Source organism: Pseudomonas sp. PS02302, from assembly GCF_029959585.1.
Taxonomy (GTDB): Bacteria; Pseudomonadota; Gammaproteobacteria; order Pseudomonadales; family Pseudomonadaceae; genus Chryseomonas; species Chryseomonas aestiva.
Map to the genome: position 1 here is coordinate 38,872 of NZ_JASCON010000034.1, position 15,818 is coordinate 54,689.

16 protein-coding genes and 2 pseudogenes are annotated in these 15,818 nt (G+C 67.2%); 7 read left to right on the forward strand and 11 right to left on the reverse strand.

Features of this window, described 5'->3' with window-relative positions:
• Positions 1–31 precede the first annotated feature (31 nt).
• From ubiG to QMX82_RS13295, 3 genes are read left to right on the forward strand one after another with little or no spacing between them, the layout of a single operon-like run.
• Positions 32–730, forward strand: a complete 699-nt coding sequence (ubiG, locus tag QMX82_RS13285) for a bifunctional 2-polyprenyl-6-hydroxyphenol methylase/3-demethylubiquinol 3-O-methyltransferase UbiG (protein WP_059315629.1) — start codon at positions 32–34, stop codon at positions 728–730.
• A 3-nt stretch (positions 731–733) separates the two neighbouring features.
• Positions 734–1,405 carry an N-acetylmuramic acid 6-phosphate phosphatase MupP gene (gene mupP, locus QMX82_RS13290; protein WP_282284272.1) on the forward strand — a complete coding sequence of 224 codons (672 nt, stop codon included), beginning with the start codon at positions 734–736 and terminating at the stop codon, positions 1,403–1,405.
• An 8-nt stretch (positions 1,406–1,413) separates the two neighbouring features.
• Entirely contained in the window at positions 1,414–2,148 is a 735-nt protein-coding gene (locus QMX82_RS13295; RefSeq protein WP_282284274.1) for a YciK family oxidoreductase, read from the forward strand.
• Positions 2,149–2,157: 9 nt separating this feature from the next.
• Here the strand turns inward: QMX82_RS13295 and QMX82_RS26020 are convergent, their stop codons facing one another.
• The 5 genes and pseudogenes from QMX82_RS26020 to selD all read right to left on the reverse strand — a co-directional run bounded on the left by QMX82_RS26020 (position 2,158) and on the right by selD (position 6,763).
• The gene (locus tag QMX82_RS26020; RefSeq protein ID WP_372241636.1) at positions 2,158–3,021 is read right to left on the reverse strand and encodes a methyl-accepting chemotaxis protein; all 864 of its coding nucleotides are present in this window, start codon (positions 3,019–3,021) and stop codon (positions 2,158–2,160) included.
• Between the two features lie 21 nt (positions 3,022–3,042).
• Positions 3,043–4,308 (reverse strand): annotated as a pseudogene (locus QMX82_RS26025) (HAMP domain-containing protein); the annotation flags it as partial.
• Positions 4,259–4,549: a hypothetical protein gene (locus QMX82_RS13305; protein ID WP_133862481.1), complete on the reverse strand. Its 291-nt coding sequence runs from the start codon at positions 4,547–4,549 to the stop codon at positions 4,259–4,261. The gene QMX82_RS13305 and the pseudogene QMX82_RS26025, both read right to left, overlap by 50 nt.
• Before the next feature lie 79 nt (positions 4,550–4,628).
• Complete coding sequence (mnmH, locus tag QMX82_RS13310; protein WP_282284278.1) at positions 4,629–5,729, reverse strand: tRNA 2-selenouridine(34) synthase MnmH; 1,101 nt, start codon at positions 5,727–5,729, stop codon at positions 4,629–4,631.
• Positions 5,729–6,763: a selenide, water dikinase SelD gene (gene selD / locus QMX82_RS13315; protein ID WP_282284280.1), complete on the reverse strand. Its 1,035-nt coding sequence runs from the start codon at positions 6,761–6,763 to the stop codon at positions 5,729–5,731. The genes mnmH and selD overlap by 1 nt, the downstream gene beginning before the upstream one ends.
• Before the next feature lie 343 nt (positions 6,764–7,106).
• On the opposite strand from selD, the gene QMX82_RS13320 reads away from it, so the two are divergent.
• The gene (locus QMX82_RS13320; RefSeq protein ID WP_282284282.1) at positions 7,107–8,297 is read left to right on the forward strand and encodes a CynX/NimT family MFS transporter; all 1,191 of its coding nucleotides are present in this window, start codon (positions 7,107–7,109) and stop codon (positions 8,295–8,297) included.
• Here the strand turns inward: QMX82_RS13320 and QMX82_RS13325 are convergent.
• The 6 genes and pseudogenes from QMX82_RS13325 to QMX82_RS13350 all read right to left on the reverse strand — a co-directional run bounded on the left by QMX82_RS13325 (position 8,294) and on the right by QMX82_RS13350 (position 12,292).
• Complete coding sequence (locus QMX82_RS13325) at positions 8,294–9,103, reverse strand: DUF4892 domain-containing protein (RefSeq protein WP_282284284.1); 810 nt, start codon at positions 9,101–9,103, stop codon at positions 8,294–8,296. The two genes, QMX82_RS13320 and QMX82_RS13325, sit on opposite strands and share 4 nt — an antisense overlap.
• 6 nt (positions 9,104–9,109) lie before the next feature.
• Positions 9,110–9,991 carry an alpha/beta fold hydrolase gene (locus QMX82_RS13330; RefSeq protein ID WP_282284286.1) on the reverse strand — a complete coding sequence of 294 codons (882 nt, stop codon included), beginning with the start codon at positions 9,989–9,991 and terminating at the stop codon, positions 9,110–9,112.
• A 33-nt stretch (positions 9,992–10,024) separates the two neighbouring features.
• Positions 10,025–10,466 (reverse strand): annotated as a pseudogene (locus QMX82_RS13335) (hotdog fold thioesterase); the annotation flags it as partial.
• Between the two features lie 20 nt (positions 10,467–10,486).
• Positions 10,487–10,942 (reverse strand): phosphohistidine phosphatase SixA, encoded by a 456-nt coding sequence (gene sixA / locus QMX82_RS13340; RefSeq protein WP_282284290.1) that lies wholly within the window; start codon positions 10,940–10,942, stop codon positions 10,487–10,489.
• Positions 10,939–11,238: a DUF4389 domain-containing protein gene (locus QMX82_RS13345; protein ID WP_405046448.1), complete on the reverse strand. Its 300-nt coding sequence runs from the start codon at positions 11,236–11,238 to the stop codon at positions 10,939–10,941. Before QMX82_RS13345 ends, sixA begins: the two co-directional genes overlap by 4 nt.
• 31 nt (positions 11,239–11,269) lie before the next feature.
• Positions 11,270–12,292, reverse strand: coding sequence for an NAD(P)H-dependent glycerol-3-phosphate dehydrogenase (locus QMX82_RS13350; protein ID WP_282284292.1), 1,023 nt, complete (start codon positions 12,290–12,292; stop codon positions 11,270–11,272).
• A 233-nt stretch (positions 12,293–12,525) separates the two neighbouring features.
• On the opposite strand from QMX82_RS13350, the gene fabA reads away from it, so the two are divergent.
• The 3 genes from fabA to QMX82_RS13365 all read left to right on the forward strand — a co-directional run bounded on the left by fabA (position 12,526) and on the right by QMX82_RS13365 (position 15,739).
• Positions 12,526–13,041: a 3-hydroxyacyl-[acyl-carrier-protein] dehydratase FabA gene (gene fabA, locus QMX82_RS13355; RefSeq protein ID WP_058761548.1), complete on the forward strand. Its 516-nt coding sequence runs from the start codon at positions 12,526–12,528 to the stop codon at positions 13,039–13,041.
• Between the two features lie 11 nt (positions 13,042–13,052).
• Complete coding sequence (gene fabB, locus QMX82_RS13360; protein ID WP_133862490.1) at positions 13,053–14,270, forward strand: beta-ketoacyl-ACP synthase I; 1,218 nt, start codon at positions 13,053–13,055, stop codon at positions 14,268–14,270.
• Between the two features lie 254 nt (positions 14,271–14,524).
• Complete coding sequence (locus QMX82_RS13365; protein WP_282284313.1) at positions 14,525–15,739, forward strand: sugar MFS transporter; 1,215 nt, start codon at positions 14,525–14,527, stop codon at positions 15,737–15,739.
• Positions 15,740–15,818 lie beyond the last annotated feature (79 nt).

Sequence of the window (15,818 nt, forward strand, 5' to 3'; positions counted from 1 at the left end):
GCGCCCCGCTCCCTTGCCTCTGGAGAACACCATGTCCAACGTCGATAACGCCGAGATCGCCAAGTTCGAGGCCCTCGCCTACCGCTGGTGGGACCGCGAGAGCGAATTCAAGCCGCTGCACGACATCAACCCGCTGCGCGTCAACTGGATCGACCAGCACGCTGGCCTGGCCGGCAAGAAGGTGCTGGACGTCGGCTGCGGTGGCGGCATCCTCAGTGAAGCCATGGCCCAACGAGGTGCCCAGGTGACCGGTATCGACATGGCCGAGGCGCCCCTGGCGGTGGCCCGGTTGCACCAGCTGGAATCCGGCGTGCCGGTGGAATACATCCAGGAGACCACCGAGGACCACGCACGCAAGCACGCCGGCACCTACGACATCGTGACCTGCCTGGAGATGCTCGAACACGTGCCGGATCCCTCCTCGGTGATCAAGGCCTGCCACGACCTGGTCAAGCCGGGCGGTCAGGTGTTCTTTTCCACCATCAACCGCAATCCCAAGGCCTATCTGTTCGCCATCGTCGGCGCCGAATACGTGCTGCGCCTGCTGCCGCGCGGTACCCACGATTTCCGCAAGTTCATCCGCCCCTCGGAGCTGGGGGCCTGGGCCCGCGCCGCCGGCCTCAATCTGCGTGACGTCATCGGCCTCACCTACAACCCGCTGACCAAGAGATACAAGCTGGAAGGCGACGTGACGGTGAACTACATGGTGCGCACCCAGCGCGAGGACTAGGCCATGCGTCTGCAAGCGGTCCTTTTCGACATGGACGGCACCCTGCTGGACACGGCGCCGGATTTCATCGCCATCATCCAGGCCATGCGCCAGGACCATGGCCTGGCAGCGGCCGACGAGGCCCGCCTGCGCGGCGTCATTTCCGGCGGTGCCAAGGCGATGATCCTGGCCGGCTTCGAGGTCGATCCGCTGGGCGCCGAACTCGAACCGCTGCGCCTGGAATTCCTCGCGCGCTACCAGACGCAGTGCGCGGTCCATACCCGGCTGTTCGACGGCATGGAGGAGATCCTGCGCGATCTCGACGCCGCCCGGCTGCGCTGGGGCGTGGTGACCAACAAGCCGGTGCGCTTCGCCGAGCCCATCATGCAGCGCCTGGGCCTGGCCAAGCGCTCGGCCTGCCTGGTCTGCCCGGATCACGTCACGCACAGCAAGCCGGACCCGGAGATGGTGCTGTTGGCCTGTCGGCAACTGGATGTCGATCCCCAGACCGCACTGTTCATCGGCGACGACCTGCGCGACATCGAGTCGGGCCGCGCCGCCGGCAGCAAGACGGTGGCGGCGCGCTACGGCTACATCCATCCGGACGACCACCCCGAGCACTGGGGTGCCGACGCCATCATCGACCATCCGCTGGAATTGCGTGCGCTGCTCGATCGCGCACTGTGCGGCTGCTAGGGGTTCAGATGTTCGACTACCAGGCTCCGGCCGACCTGCTCAGAGACCGGATCATCCTCGTCACCGGCGCCAATCGCGGCATCGGCGCCGCCCTGGCCAAGGGCTGCGCCGCCCTGGGCGCGACCCTCATCCTCCAGGGTCGCGATGCCGCGGCGCTGGATCAGCTGCGCCAGGAGATCCAGGCCAGCGGCGGCCAGGCCGAGACCCTGGTGCTGGATCTCGAACAGGCCGATGCGGCGGCCTATGCCGCCGTCGCTGAGCGCCTGCAGCGACGTCATGGTCGTCTGGATGGACTGGTGCACAACGCCGGCCTGCTGGGGCCGCGGGTACTGCTGGAGCAGACGCCCGCCACGGCCCTGGCGCAGGTGCTGCAGGTCAATGTCCAGGCCGGCTTCGCCCTGACCCAGGCCCTGCTGCCCCTGCTCAAGGCTGCCGGTGAGGCTTCGGTGATCTTCACCTCCAGCAGTGTCGGTCGCAAGGGCCGGGCTGGCTGGGGCGCCTATTCGGTGTCCAAGTTCGCCACCGAGGGCCTGATGCAGGTCTGGGCCGAGGAGCTTGGAGAAGCCGGTATCCGGGTCAACAGCGTCAACCCGGGCGGTACCCGTACCGCCATGCGCGCGGCGGCCTATCCCGAGGAGGACCCGGCCCGGGTGCCTGCGGCGGACGCCATCCTGCCGGTCTATCTCTATCTGCTCGGTCCGGCCAGCCAGGGCACCACCGGCCAGGCGCTCAACGCTCAGTAACAGCGCCGGTCAGACGTGGAAGCGCTGCACCAGGCGCGAGAGTTCGTCACCCAGTTCGGCCAGCTCGCGGCTGGCCGAGGCCGTCGCCGCCATCGCCTGACTGGATTGATCGGCACCGTCGCGAATGCGCGTGACATTGACCGCGACCTCTTCGGCCACCCCACGCTGCTGGACCGCCGCCGCGGCGATCTGCTGATTCTTCTGCTGGATGCTGGCCACCGCCGTGGCGATACCGGCAAAGGCGCGCCGCGTGTCACCGGCACTGCCCAGGGTCCCGGCCAGCAGCGTCTCGCTCTGCTGCATCCGCGCGACCGCCTCGCCACTGCCCTTCTGCAACACCACGATGAGTTGTTCGATCTCGACGCTCGACTGCTGGGTACGGCGCGCCAGGGCCCGGACCTCGTCGGCGACCACGGCGAAGCCGCGACCCTGTTCCCCGGCGCGCGCCGCCTCGATGGCCGCGTTGAGCGCCAGCAGATTGGTCTGCTCGGCCACCGCCTTGATCACGTCGAGCACGCTGCTGATCGCCTGGCTGTCGTGGGACACGCCCTGGAGCCGCTCGGCAGCGGCGCGAACGTCCACCCCCAGGGTCTCGATGCCGGCCAGGCTGCGGCCGATCACCGCCTGGCCATCGCTGACCTGGCGTTCGGCCTGATCGCCGGCACCGGCAGCGGCCTCGGCGTCCGCGGCGACCCCCTGGGCCGTGGCGGCCAGTTCGGCCATGGCCGCGGCCACCTGATCGGTTTCCTCCCGCTGGCGGGTCACGCCCAGCTGCGCCTCGCGCGCCTGCTCGGCCAGGGCGGCCGCGGACTGGCCGAGTCGGCCGATACCGCTCTGCAACTGCAGGACCATGCCGCGCAGCGCCGCCACCATGCTGGCGCTGGATCTCTGCAGCTGGCCGATCTCGTCACCCCGATCCACCGTCAATTCGACATCCAGCTGACCCTGGGCGATGCGTTCGGCAGCGGCGATCACCTTGCGCAGCGGCCGGACGATGGCCAGGGTGATGATCAGCGCAGCCAGGGCGCCGACGATCAACGCCAGCAAGGCCACGCCACCGATGGTCAGCAGGCGCTTGGTCATCATCGCCTGCAGTTCGACTTCCTGTTGGCCGTAGAGGGCATCGACCCGCTGCACGGCGGTCTCGGCCAGGCTGCTCATGCGCGCGCCGGCGGCCTGCTCCTGGGCCAGGGCGGCGGCATAGTCGCCCAGGCGGCGGATGAATTCCTTGATGTTGGTGGAGACGTCCTGGATGACCGAGGAATAGGCCGGATCGCTCAGTTGCGGCTCCACCTTGGCCAGCAATTCGAGGGCGGCGCTGGCCGAGGGCAGCGGCTGGTCGTCCACCGTGCTCTTGCTCGCCCGCGCCTGGGCTTCGTCGAGGCTCTTGAGCATCAGGCGATAGAGTTCGCCGACCTGCTGCGACAGGGTCAGGAGTTCGGCGCCCTGCTTGCCGCCGGAGTCCTTGAGGGCATAGGCGCCATCGTCCAGCAGGCCGGACTGGAGGATATCCAGGCTGTTGGCCGCGCCTTCCACGAGGAAGGCCGCCCCCTCCATGGCCAGACGGCGTGAGGTGTTGAGGCGCTCATAGTCGGCGAAGGCGGCGCCGTAGGCCTGGGTGGCCATGCGGGCAGCGTCGATATCGGCCGCGTTGGCGCTGCCCACCTCGGACCCGAGCTGTCCCAGGTGATCGAGTACCAGCGGTAGCGCCTGCCGCAGGTGCTCGGCCTGGGCCGCCTCGCCGCTGAGGCGAAAACCCTGCTCAAGGGCGCGGAGCTGCATCACCTGCCGGTTGACCGCGGCCATGTCGCGCAGGGAACCGAAGCGATGTTCCACGTCCTTGAGCGCGAGCCCGCCCTGCAAGGCGACCACCAGGGTCAGCAGCAGCACCAGGCCGAAGCCCACGGCCAGTTTGGTCGCGGTTCGCCAATTGGCCAGGCGATAGCGGGCAATCCCTTTCATACGGCACCCCAACGGAATGAGTTCTACCGACGCTGTCGTCCGCAGAAGCCGATTCTTGAGGGGTTGGGGGCTAACGGGCCGTAATCCGTCGCACGCGGTTATGCCGACGTCGCTTTGGATGGTGGCCGTTTGCCAGCCGTAGGACCACTCAACGACCGGCGCGGGACTCGCGAATATAGAAGCTCGCCTTTTCCGCATTCTTCACGCAGCCGGTGTAGGCCTCGACCTGCTGTTGCGTCTTGGCAGTGGACAGCAGCGCCAGCGCCTTGGAATAGCTCACCGTACCGGAAAAGCCTTCGGCCTTGGCCAGGTCGAGCTCCTGCCAGGCGGAACGGGTCTGGGCGGCGCAGCTGTCGCGATTGACCACCTTCCCCGAGCACCCTGCGAGTACCACGGCAGCCAGGGTGGCGGCCAGAACAGGAACCAGTTTCGCTTTCATCTCTTTTGTCTCCTTGCGACCTGCAGCCGGCCGGAACGGCCGGATAACCGCAGCGTAGACCGCCAAGCGCGGAGGCTGTTCAGTGCCGGTTGCGCAAAAATTCGACCACGGCGGCCTGATCGCCGCTGAAGATCACCCGGGAGGCCTTGCTCTCGCGCTGATAGGCGTACATGGGGTCGTAGTATTCCGCCAGCAGTCCCTCGATCCAGCCACGATGAGCCGCGACGTCGCCCGAGCGCTCCTGCTCCGCCAGGGCCTCTTCGAGAATGGCCGACAGGCGCTGGAAGCGTTCACCACCCAGACGCTTGGCGATGCCGGAAAGACTCCTGCGCAGTTGCTCGGCGAACAGCGCAAAGCCCTGCTCGGGACCGTGCAGGCCGATGAATTCCGCCGCCAGGTCGATGACATAGTCGCGCAGGATGCGCTCGATGCGGTTTTCCCGGCTGTCCTCCAGCCAGACCAAGGGGTACTGCTGCATGCCCTGGTGCAAGTCCAGCGGCAGGGAGCAGCGACCGACCAGGCGCGACTCGTCTTCCAGTACGAATTGCGCCTGCCCCGCATGGCGACGCCGCAGCAGGTCGATGGCCAGGCTGTTCTCGAAATCGATCTGCCCCGGCTGCGGCGTGGCGCGCTTGCCGAAGCTGGAGCCCCGGTGGTTGGCGTGGCCTTCGAGATCGACGGCGTTGTCGAGCTGGGCCACCACTTCGGTCTTGCCAGTGCCGGTCATGCCGCCCACCACCACGAAGGCGCATTCGGCGAGCGCCTGCTGCAGCGTGTCGATGAGGAAGGTGCGCATGGCCTTGTAGCCCCCCACCACCCGCGGATAGGCGATGCCGGCTTCGCTGCGCAGCCATTCCTGGCTGATCTGCGAGCGCAAGCCGCCGCGAAAGCAATAGAGATAGCCCTCGGGATGCGCCTGGGCGAAGTCGGCCCAGGCCTGGATGCGCGCTTCCTTCACCGCACCGGACACCAGTTGATGACCCAGTTGCAGCGCGGCCTGCTGACCCTGCTGCTTGTAGCGGGTGCCGACGCGCTGGCGTTCCAGGTCGTTCATCAGCGGCAGATTGGTCGCCCGGGGAAAGGCGCCCTTGCCGAACTCCACGGGGGCGCGGACATCGACCAGGGGAATATCGCTCAGGAACAACGCCTGCAGGTCGCGGGCATCCTCACGCTGACTCATCAGGCCACCTCGACCGCATGGGCGCGTCGGTCCACCAGTCGCCCTATGGGTTGCAGAGCCAGGCCCAGCTCCGCGGCGACGGTGAGAAATTCCGCCTCGCCCTCGGGCGCCACGGCCACCAGCAGGCCGCCGCTGGTCTGGGGATCGCACAGCAGTTGGCGGCGGTCTTCGGCCAGCGGGGCGATGCGGCTGCCGTAGCTGTCGAAGTTGCGCTCGGTACCGCCGGGCACGCAGCCCTGCTGCAGGTAGAACTCCACCCCTTCGAGGCGGGGAATGGCGGCGAAGTCGAGTTCGGCGGTGAGGCCACTGCCGTCGGCCATCTCCACCAGGTGGCCGAGCAGGCCGAAGCCGGTGACGTCGGTCATCGCCGTGACCCCGGCCAGCCGGCCGAAGCGACTGCCAGGACGATTGAGCAGGCACATGGTGTCGCGCGCCAGATGGCGATCCTCGGGCCGCAGCAGGGCGCGCTTCTCGGCGGTGGTGAGGATGCCGATGCCCAGCGGCTTGGTCAGATAGAGGCGGCTGCCCAGGGTCGCGGTGTCGTTGCGCTTGAGATGACGCTTTTCCACGATCCCGGTGACGGCCAGGCCGAAGATCGGCTCGGGCGCATCGATGGAATGACCGCCGGCCAGGGGAATGCCGGCCTCGTCGCACACCCGCCGCCCCCCGGCGATGACCTCGCGCGCCACTTCCGGCGGCAACACGTTGACCGGCCAGCCGAGGATGGCGATGGCCAGCAGCGGATCGCCACCCATGGCGTAGATGTCGCTGATGGCATTGGTGGCGGCGATGCGGCCGAAATCGAAGGGGTCATCGACGATGGGCATGAAGAAATCGGTGGTGGAGACCACCCCGCGCTCGTCGTCCAGGCCATAGACCGCCGCGTCGTCGCGCGAGGCATTGCCCACCCACAGGCGCGGATCCAGGTGCTGGGCGCCGCTGCCGGCCAGGATGGTCTCCAGGGTCTTGGGGGCGATCTTGCAACCACAACCGGCACCGTGGCTGTATTGGGTGAGGCGAATGGGATCGGTCATCGTTACTCCGGTTCAGCGGTGGCGCTGATTCGACAGGCAGCGCGAAGGGGCGTAATAGTAGCAAATGCCCGTCTGCTGGCGGGCACCCGCCGCGCTTAACAGATCGCCCGCCAAAGCAAAAGGGCTGTTTTCTGAGGGTAATCCACAGTTGCTGTGGATAACCTCGTGGAAAACCTCCAGCTGACCCCGGACAAGCGAGCGGCGGTGCGGCGATTAACGAACTGGCGATTTTTTAGCCGGTCCGCCAACTATTTTTTCCCGTTGCAGGGTAGCGAAGGGAAGCGCCGTGCGTTATGGCCAGGGTGCGCTAGCATTGGCGGTTTCCCCGGTCATAGCAGTGCTCATGTCTTCCTCAGCGACTTCCCATCTCACGTCCTGGCAACGCGGCCTGCTGCTCGCCAGCCTCATGCTCATCGCCCTCAACCTGCGCCCGGCCCTCTCCAGCCTGGCGCCCCTGCTGCGGCAGATCGAGGCCAGCACGGGCCTGTCCAGCAGCGCCATCGGCCTGCTCACCACCCTGCCGGTGCTCTGCCTGGGGCTGTTCGCGCCCCTGGCTCCGCGCCTGGCGCGCCGCTGGGGCAGCGAACGCACCCTGGGCGCCATCCTGGCACTGCTCGCCTGTGGCATCGTCCTGCGCAGCCTGCTGCCGCCCCTGGGGCTGTTTCTCGGCAGCCTGATCGCCGGTGCCTGCATCGGCATCCTTGGCGTGCTGCTGCCGGCCCTGGTCAAGCGCGACTTTGCTGCCCAGGCCGGCCAGCTGATGGGGCTCTACACCATGATGCTGTGCATTGGCGCCGCCGTGGCCGCCGGGGCCACCGCGCCCCTTGCCGAAGCCTTCGACGGCCACTGGCAGCCTGCCCTCGCCGCCTGGGCCCTGGTCGCCGTGATCGCGCTGCTGGTGTGGCTGCCACAGCTGCGCCAGGCGCCCACGACCGCACCGGCGCGGGGTGCTGGGGGTTCGCTGTGGCGCAATCGGCTGGCCTGGCAGATCACCCTCTACATGGGCTTGCAGTCGTCGCTGGCCTATATCGTCTTCGGCTGGCTGCCGACCCTGCTGATGGATCGCGGCCTGGGCATGGTGCAGGCCGGACTGATGCTGTCGGGCTCGGTGATGACCCAGCTGGTCAGCGCCCTCACCGCCCCCTGGCTGGCGACCCGCGGCCAGGACCAGCGCCTGGCCATCGTGGTGGTGATGAGTCTGACCCTCGCCGGCCTGCTCGGCTGTCTGTACGCCCCCGTCGGCAGCCTCTGGCTGTGGGCGGTGATCCTCGGCCTGGGCCAGGGCGGCACCTTCAGCCTGGCCCTCGCCCTGCTGGTGCTGCGCTCGCGGGATGCAGAAACCGCCGGGCGGCTGTCGGGCATGGCCCAGGGCGCGGGCTACAGCCTGGCTTCGCTCGGTCCGCTGCTGGTGGGCATCATCCACGACGCCACCCACGGCTGGGCGCCCATGGGCGTGCTCTTTACCCTGATCGCCGTGCTGGCCACGCTGTTCGGCCTGGGCGCAGGGCGGACCCGCTACGTCAACGACGTCTAGCGGCGATAGAGCCCGGCGGCCCGACCGGCTTCGGTCTGCAGCCGCGGCGCGCGGATTCCCGCCTCGCGCAGGGCGCTCTGCCAGGCTGCGGCCTGGTCGCCGCCGAGGGTCACCGCCACATCGCCATTGAGCGCCAGGGCCGCCGCAAGGCGGGCGATCCAGGGTTGCTCTGGCGCCCGCTCCAGGGCGGACAAGCGCAGTTGGCCGTCGCGCTGCAATTCCTTGAGCAGGGTAGCGGCGCTGGGCAACAGTTCAGGCAGGGGCTGGCCGGCCTGCAGCCGCTCGGCATGCAGGTAGCCGCGACGATTGCCACGGGTGATGCCATAGAGGGTCAGCACCGTCTGTGGCTCCGCCAGTTGCAGCACCAGCAGCCCCTGCTGATCATCCGGCCCATAGAGCATGGCTTCGCCCAGCAGGCTGTTGGCGATGACATTGCTGGCGCCGCAATCACGCCCTTCGCACCAGTAGAGCAGCGTCGCGCCCTGCTGCTGCAGGCGCTGCCGTTCGCTGTCCAACCGTGCCAGCGGCGGATGACCGCTGGCCAGCTCGAAGGTCTGGGTCAGCAGCTGGCCTTCCAGCTGCAGCGAGTCCTCCAGGCGCAGCCGACCGCCAATGCGACTGACCGGTCCCAGTGGATAGAGGCGTTCGGCGCTGGCCGGTCCGCTTTCGCGCACGAGCTGGGCATGATCCATGGGCGCGATCTCCGGCAATACCTCCGCCTGCGCCATCCCGGCGGACAGCAGCAGGCCGATCAGCAAAGAGCGTCGAACGAAGGGGAAGCGCGAGCAAGACGGACGGCTAGGCATGCCGCATTATTCGTCGTGCCCGGTGCCGGCGGCAAAGAAGGCATTGAAACAATCTGCGACGGCCTGGGCGCCCGTGGCATCGTCCAGATGCAGATGGTGCCCGCCCGGCAGTTCATGGAGACGGACGTTCGGCTGCTGCCGTGCCAGGCGCATGGCCTCGGCATGGGGCGCCACCAGGCCGCCCGCGGCCACCACCAGCGCCGTTGGGCAGCGGACGGCGCCCAGGCAGGCGGCAGCCTGTTCCGGCGTAAAGCGGATCCGGCTGGGCAGGCGCAAGCGCGGATCGGAGCGCCAGGTGTAGCCGCCGGGCACCGCCATCAGCCCGCGCTCGGCAAGCAACTCGGCGGCTTCGCGACTGACCGTCAGGGCGCCCTTCAACCGCGCCGCCACGGCGTCTTCCACGGTGGCGTAGACCGGCTTGCGCCGATTGGGCACTTCCAGTTCGGCGAGCAAGGCCTTGCCCAGCTTCTCGGCGACTTCCTCCGCCGGCGTGGTGTAGGGCAGCAGGCCATCGATCAGCGCCAGGCGCTCGATCTGCTCCGGCAGGGCGGCGGCGGCGATGACGCCAACGATGGCCCCCATGGAATGCCCGAGCAGGCCGAAGCGGTCCCAGCCCAGTTGCCGGGCGGCAGCGAGCACGTCCAGCCCATAGTCCTGGATGGCATAGCCGACGCCCGCGGGACGATGTGCCGACAGGCCATGTCCCGGCAGATCCAGGGCGACGATACGCAGCCCTGGCAGCCGCGGAGCGAGCTGGGCGAAGGTCATGGCATTGTCGAGCCAGCCATGCAGCGCCAGCACTGGATAGCCGTCTTCCGGGCCGAACACCCGGGCGCTCAGCTCGATATGGGGCAGCTCCAGGCGCAATTCCTGCACCTGGGCGGTCATGACTTTGGCTCCGCCGACGACAGTGCGCGCTTCATGCCTGGGAGGCGTCTCGCTGCAAGGCGACCACGGCTACCGTCAGGCGCGAGACACAGGTCAGGCGCCCCTCTTCGTCGCTCAGGCGGATATCCCAGACATGGCTGCTGCGCCCCAGATGCAGGGGCCGGGCCACCGCCGTCACCCGCCCGGACCGGACGCCGCGCAGGTGGTTGGCATTGATTTCCTGACCCACGCAATAGAAGCGCGAGCGATCCACGCAGAGCATGCTGGCGATCGAGCCCACGGTTTCCGCCAGGGCCACCGAGGCGCCGCCATGCAGCAGCCCCATCGGCTGGTGGGTGCGGCGGTCGACCACCATGCTGGCGGTAAGGCTGCTGTCGTCCCAGGCCTCGATGCGCATGTCCAGGTGTTCGGCCAGGGTGTTTTCGAGCGCACGCTCGAGGTCCGCGGGATCCGGAAGGGTCTGCCAGATGCTCATGTACTTTCCTTGCAAGGGCGTCAGCCGTGGAAGCGACTGACCAGATCGAAACCGCCGGCTAGGGGCAGCGGTGCCTCCAGGCACAGCAGGGAGGCGGTGCCCATGGCCACCGGCGCCTGCCGATGACCGTGCAGCAACCACCCGGCCAGTTCACCGACGAAGGGATTGTGGGTCACCAGCAGCAGCTCCTCCACCTCCAGTCGCGCCAGTTCCGCCAGGGCGCGCTCCGGCTCGCCGTCGGGCGTGGCCCAGGAGACGCTGCGCACCTCGCCCGGCCAGCCCAGTTGCTGCCGGACCAGGGCCGCCGTCTGCTGCGCGCGCACGTAGGGACTGGCCAGGATGAGCTGCAGCTTTGCTTCCTGCAGCTGCAGGGCGCTGCGCAGCACCTCGGCGCGACCGGCCGCGGTCAGCTCGCGCACCTCGTCGCTCGGCGCTCGCGCTTCGGCTTCACCATGGCGCAGCAGCCAGAGCCTCATGGCGCGGTGGCGGAGCGGTCGTCGGGTTGCGCGGTGGCCGGCCAGTCGGCGAAGGGCCAGGGCTTCACTTCGCTGGCGAAGGTGCCGAAGCGGACGATCTGCGCCAGATAGGTGCCCAGGGCGGCGCCGAAGGCGATCAGCCCGGGATTGGCCTCGCCCTTGATCAGGCGCACCACCAGTTGCACCAGTACCACCACCGCCAGCACGTACTGCGCACCCAGCCAGACGAACAGGAACAGCAGCATCCAGATCAGGCGCAGGCCCAGCAGCTCGCGGGAATGCTCGGGTTGAGACATGGGAATTCCTCTTTTCAGACAGTGTAGCGGCTCAAGTAAAAGGGGCGTCCGCCACATCGACATCGGTCTTGGGTTCGCCGCCCATCAGGGCCTCGATCACCTGGCCCAGACTGCGACCCTCGAACAGGATCGCATAGAGGCCGTTGACCAGGGGCATGTAGACGCCCAGCTCATCCGCCTTTTCCTTGAGCACGCGCAGGGTGTTGACGCCCTCGGCGGTCTCGCCGATCTGCGCCACCGCCTCGGCCAGGGTCTGTCCCCGACCGAGGGCCTGGCCCACCCGGTAGTTGCGGCTCTTCTCCGACGAGCAGGTCACGATCAGGTCCCCTACCCCGGCCAGGCCCAGGTAGGTGATGGGATTGGCGCCACGCTGCACGGCGAAGCGGGTCATCTCGGCCAGGGCGCGGGTGATCAGCATGCTGCGGGTGTTCTCGCCCATCGCCAGGGCCGCGGCCATGCCGGCGATGATGGCGTAGACGTTTTTCAGGGCACCGGCCAGCTCCACGCCGAGGCGGTCGGCGCTGGCATAGACGCGGAAGGTGCGACCGTGCAGCGCCGCCTGGACCCGCCGGCAGACCTCTTCATCCTCGCTGGCCACCACCGTGGCGGTAAGCTGATGCTCGGCGATCTCGCGGGCGAGGTTGGGCCCGGAGATGATGCCGATGCGCGCCCGCGGCACGATTTCCGCGAGGATCTCGCTCATCAGCATGAAGGAATGCGCCTCGATGCCCTTGGTGGTGCTGACCAGAAAACGCCCTTCCAGTTGCTGGGCGATGGGCGCCAGCGCCTGGCGCAGCGCGCTGGACGGCAGCGCCACCAGGATCAGTTCGCAGCCCTGGATGGCGCCCTGCAGGTCGCTGGTCGCCTCGACCGCGGCGTGCACCTTGATGCCCTTTAGATAGCGCGGATTCTCGCGTTCGCGACGGATGGTCTCGGCCTGCTGCGGATCACGCATCCACAGGCGCACCGGCAGCCCGTTCTCGGCGACCAGATTGGCCAGGGCGGTACCGAAACTGCCGCCGCCCAGGACGGCGATGGGGGATTGGACTGTCATCGAAACTCTCGGCTTCACCGCGATCGCGCGGCCTCGTCGCCAGTATACGGTAGCCGCTCGCGCGGCCCAGGATGGAGAATTGACTGCGGAAAGTGCACAATGGTCCGTTAACGAGCGGGGCGCTGGCCTGTGACTTTCCCCATGCCCCGACAGTCTACTGCTACACGAAGCCATACCCAGAGCGACCATTGGAGTCGCCAGAGCCTGGACCTAGGCCAGCTACAGGAGCTTGCATGACCAAACAACACGCCTTTACCTACGAAGACTTGCTGCGCTGCAGCCGTGGCGAGCTCTTCGGTCCGGGCAATGCCCAATTGCCCGCACCGAACATGCTGATGATCGATCGGATCGTGCATATCAGTGAGGTAGGCGGGAAATACGGCAAGGGCGAACTGGTGGCGGAACTCGATATCCGTCCCGACCTCTGGTTCTTCGGCTGCCATTTCGAAGGCGATCCGGTAATGCCGGGCTGCCTGGGCCTGGATGCCATGTGGCAGCTGGTCGGTTTCTACCTTGGCTGGCAGGGCAATCCGGGTCGCGGTCGCGCCCTGGGCTCTGGTGAAGTGAAGTTCTTCGGCCAGGTACTGCCGACCGCCAAGAAGGTCACCTACAATATCCATATCAAACGCACCATCAACAGGTCGCTGATTCTCGCCATCGCCGATGGCACCGTAAGCGTGGACGGCCGCGAGATCTACTCCGCCGAAGGTCTGCGCGTTGGCCTGTTCACTTCCACCGATAGCTTCTAAGGGCTTTTCGCATGCGTCGCGTCGTCATTACCGGTCTGGGTATCGTTTCGTGCCTGGGCAATGATAAAGACACCGTTTCCGCCAACCTGCGCGCAGGCCGTGCCGGCATCCGTCACAATCCGGAATATGCCGAAATGGGTCTGCGCAGTCAGGTTTCCGGTTCCATCGACCTGAACCTCGAAGAATTGATCGACCGCAAGGTCAAGCGCTTCGTCGGCGATGCCGCTGCCTACGCCTATCTGGCGATGGAGCAGGCGATCAAGGACTCCGGCCTGGCCGAAGACCAGGTTTCCAACCCCCGTACCGGCCTGATCGCCGGTTCCGGTGGCGCTTCCACCTTCAACCAGATGGAAGCCCTGGACATCCTGCGCGAGAAGGGCGTCAAGCGCGTCGGTCCCTACCGCGTGACCCGGACCATGAGCAGCACGGTCTCCGCCTGTCTGGCCACTCCCTTCAAGATCAAGGGCCTGAACTACTCCGTAGCCTCGGCCTGCGCCACCAGCGCCCACTGCATCGGCCTGGCCATGGAGCAGATCCAGCTCGGCAAGCAGGACGTCGTCTTTGCCGGCGGCGGCGAGGAAGAGCACTGGACCCAGAGCATGCTGTTCGATGCCATGGGCGCGCTCTCCAGCGACTACAACGAGACGCCGGAAAAGGCCTCCCGTGCCTACGACAGCAAGCGTGACGGTTTCGTCATCGCCGGCGGCGGCGGCATGGTGGTGGTCGAGGAACTCGAACACGCCCTGGCCCGTGGCGCCAAGATCTACGCCGAGATCGTCGGCTACGGCGCGACCTCCGATGGTTACGACATGGTCGCCCCGAGTGGCGAAGGCGCCATCCGCTGCATGCAGCAGGCGCTGTCCACCGTCGACGGCGAGATCGACTACCTGAACACCCACGGCACCTCCACTCCGGTGGGCGACGTGGCCGAGATCAAGGGCGTGCGCGCCGTGTTCGGCGACAAGGCTCCGGCCATCAGCTCCACCAAGAGCCTGTCCGGCCACTCACTGGGCGCGGCCGGTGTGCACGAGGCCATCTACTGCATGCTGATGATGGAAGGCAACTTCATCGCCGGCTCGGCCAACATCGACGAGCTGGATCCGGAGGTCGCCGACCTGCCGATCCTGCGCGAGACCAAGGAAGACGCCAAGCTGGACCTCATCATGAGCAACAGCTTCGGCTTCGGCGGCACCAACGCCACCCTGGTCCTGAAGCGCTGGCAGGGCTGATAGCCCTCGCTTGTGTGAACCAAACGGCGCCTCTGGCGCCGTTTTTCATTTCCGCCCCCTGCCCGGCTGAACCGGTCCCAGGACCCGCGGTCGAAGGCGCCGGCACTTCGCCTGCGAACCTCCAGGAAGAATGGATTCAGCAGCGTGAATAGCTTAATCTCGCGCCGCTTCGCTGTGTCTGCGCAGCCGCCCTAGACAGCGCTGTCTGGCCATGCCGGGCAGAAACAAGAAACTGTAGTACCCATGGAGCCCCAATGCACAATCAAAACCAGAGCTACCGCGGACCCTTGATCGTCCTCACCATGCTGTTCTTCATGTGGGGGCTGATCACCTCGCTGAACGACATCCTCATTCCCCACCTCAAGGCGGTCTTCACCCTCAGCTATCTGCAGGCCTCGCTGATCCAGTTCTGCTTCTTCACCGCCTACTTCATCGTGTCCTTCCCGGCAGGTCGCCTGGTGGAAAGCCTGGGCTACAAGAAGGGCATCATCGTCGGCCTGCTCACCGCCGGCGTCGGTTGCGTGCTGTTCTACCCGGCAGCCGGAGCCCAGTCCTACGGCTTCTTCCTGACCGCCCTGTTCGTGCTGGCGGCCGGTATCACCGTGCTGCAGGTGGCAGCGAATCCCTATGTCACCATCCTCGGCAAGCCGGAAACCGCGGCCTCGCGCCTCAACCTGACCCAGGCCTTCAACTCCCTGGGTACCACCGTCGGCCCGCTGGTGGGCGCGGTGACCATCCTGGCACTGGTCGGCGAAGACTCCGCCGCCCACTCGGTACAGCTGCCCTACCTGATCCTGGCCGGCATGCTGGTGGCCCTGGCGGTGATCATCGGCCTCTTCCGCCTGCCGCAGATCAAGGACACCGAACAGGACAACGCCACTGACGAAAACGCCCTGACCGCCAGCAGCGTCTGGGCCTATCGCCACCTGCTGCTCGGCGTGGTCGGCATCTTCATGTACGTGGGCGCGGAAGTCTCCATCGGCAGCTACCTGGTGAGCCTGATGGAAAGCCCGGACGTGGCCGGCCTGAACGCCGCCACCGCCGCCAAGTACCTGTCGCTGTACTGGGGTGGCGCCATGATCGGTCGCTTCATCGGCGGCGTGATCATGACCAAGGTACGGCCGAATCTGGTGCTGACCTTCAACGCCATCGCCATTGGCGTACTGCTGGCCATCGCCGTGCTGCAGGGTGGCAAGGTCGCCATGTGGTCCCTGCTGGCCATCGGTTTCTTCAACTCCATCATGTTCCCGACGATCTTCTCCCTGGCGCTCAAGGGCCTGGGCAAGTTCACCTCCAAGGGTTCGGGTCTGCTGTGCATGGGTATCGTCGGTGGCGCGCTGGTGCCGGCCATCCAGGGCTACTTCGCCGACACCATCGGCCTGCTGCCCTCCTTCCTGATCCCGCTGGTCTGCTACCTCTACATCCTGTTCTACGGCGTGATGGGCTATCGCCCCACCCTGCGTCGCTGATCCTCCCCCGAAGCGCTGGCGGCCTGCCAGCGCTTCGCCACTCCCGCCGCGACCCCGTCCTCCCCGATCCCTCAGCCTC

Bases quoted from the DNA above. Each gene is read 5' to 3' on its own strand.
- ubiG (WP_059315629.1), top strand. From the start codon at position 32: ATGTCCAACGTCGATAACGCCGAGATCGCCAAGTTCGAGGCCCTCGCC.
- mupP (WP_282284272.1), top strand. From the start codon at position 734: ATGCGTCTGCAAGCGGTCCTTTTCGACATGGACGGCACCCTGCTGGAC.
- QMX82_RS13295 (WP_282284274.1), top strand. From the start codon at position 1,414: ATGTTCGACTACCAGGCTCCGGCCGACCTGCTCAGAGACCGGATCATC.
- QMX82_RS26020 (WP_372241636.1), bottom strand. From the start codon at position 3,021: ATGGTGGCGGCGCTGCGCGGCATGGTCCTGCAGTTGCAGAGCGGTATC.
- QMX82_RS13305 (WP_133862481.1), bottom strand. From the start codon at position 4,549: ATGAAAGCGAAACTGGTTCCTGTTCTGGCCGCCACCCTGGCTGCCGTG.
- mnmH (WP_282284278.1), bottom strand. From the start codon at position 5,729: ATGAGTCAGCGTGAGGATGCCCGCGACCTGCAGGCGTTGTTCCTGAGC.
- selD (WP_282284280.1), bottom strand. From the start codon at position 6,763: ATGACCGATCCCATTCGCCTCACCCAATACAGCCACGGTGCCGGTTGT.
- QMX82_RS13320 (WP_282284282.1), top strand. From the start codon at position 7,107: ATGTCTTCCTCAGCGACTTCCCATCTCACGTCCTGGCAACGCGGCCTG.
- QMX82_RS13325 (WP_282284284.1), bottom strand. From the start codon at position 9,103: ATGCCTAGCCGTCCGTCTTGCTCGCGCTTCCCCTTCGTTCGACGCTCT.
- QMX82_RS13330 (WP_282284286.1), bottom strand. From the start codon at position 9,991: ATGACCGCCCAGGTGCAGGAATTGCGCCTGGAGCTGCCCCATATCGAG.
- sixA (WP_282284290.1), bottom strand. From the start codon at position 10,942: ATGAGGCTCTGGCTGCTGCGCCATGGTGAAGCCGAAGCGCGAGCGCCG.
- QMX82_RS13345 (WP_405046448.1), bottom strand. From the start codon at position 11,238: ATGTCTCAACCCGAGCATTCCCGCGAGCTGCTGGGCCTGCGCCTGATC.
- QMX82_RS13350 (WP_282284292.1), bottom strand. From the start codon at position 12,292: ATGACAGTCCAATCCCCCATCGCCGTCCTGGGCGGCGGCAGTTTCGGT.
- fabA (WP_058761548.1), top strand. From the start codon at position 12,526: ATGACCAAACAACACGCCTTTACCTACGAAGACTTGCTGCGCTGCAGC.
- fabB (WP_133862490.1), top strand. From the start codon at position 13,053: ATGCGTCGCGTCGTCATTACCGGTCTGGGTATCGTTTCGTGCCTGGGC.
- QMX82_RS13365 (WP_282284313.1), top strand. From the start codon at position 14,525: ATGCACAATCAAAACCAGAGCTACCGCGGACCCTTGATCGTCCTCACC.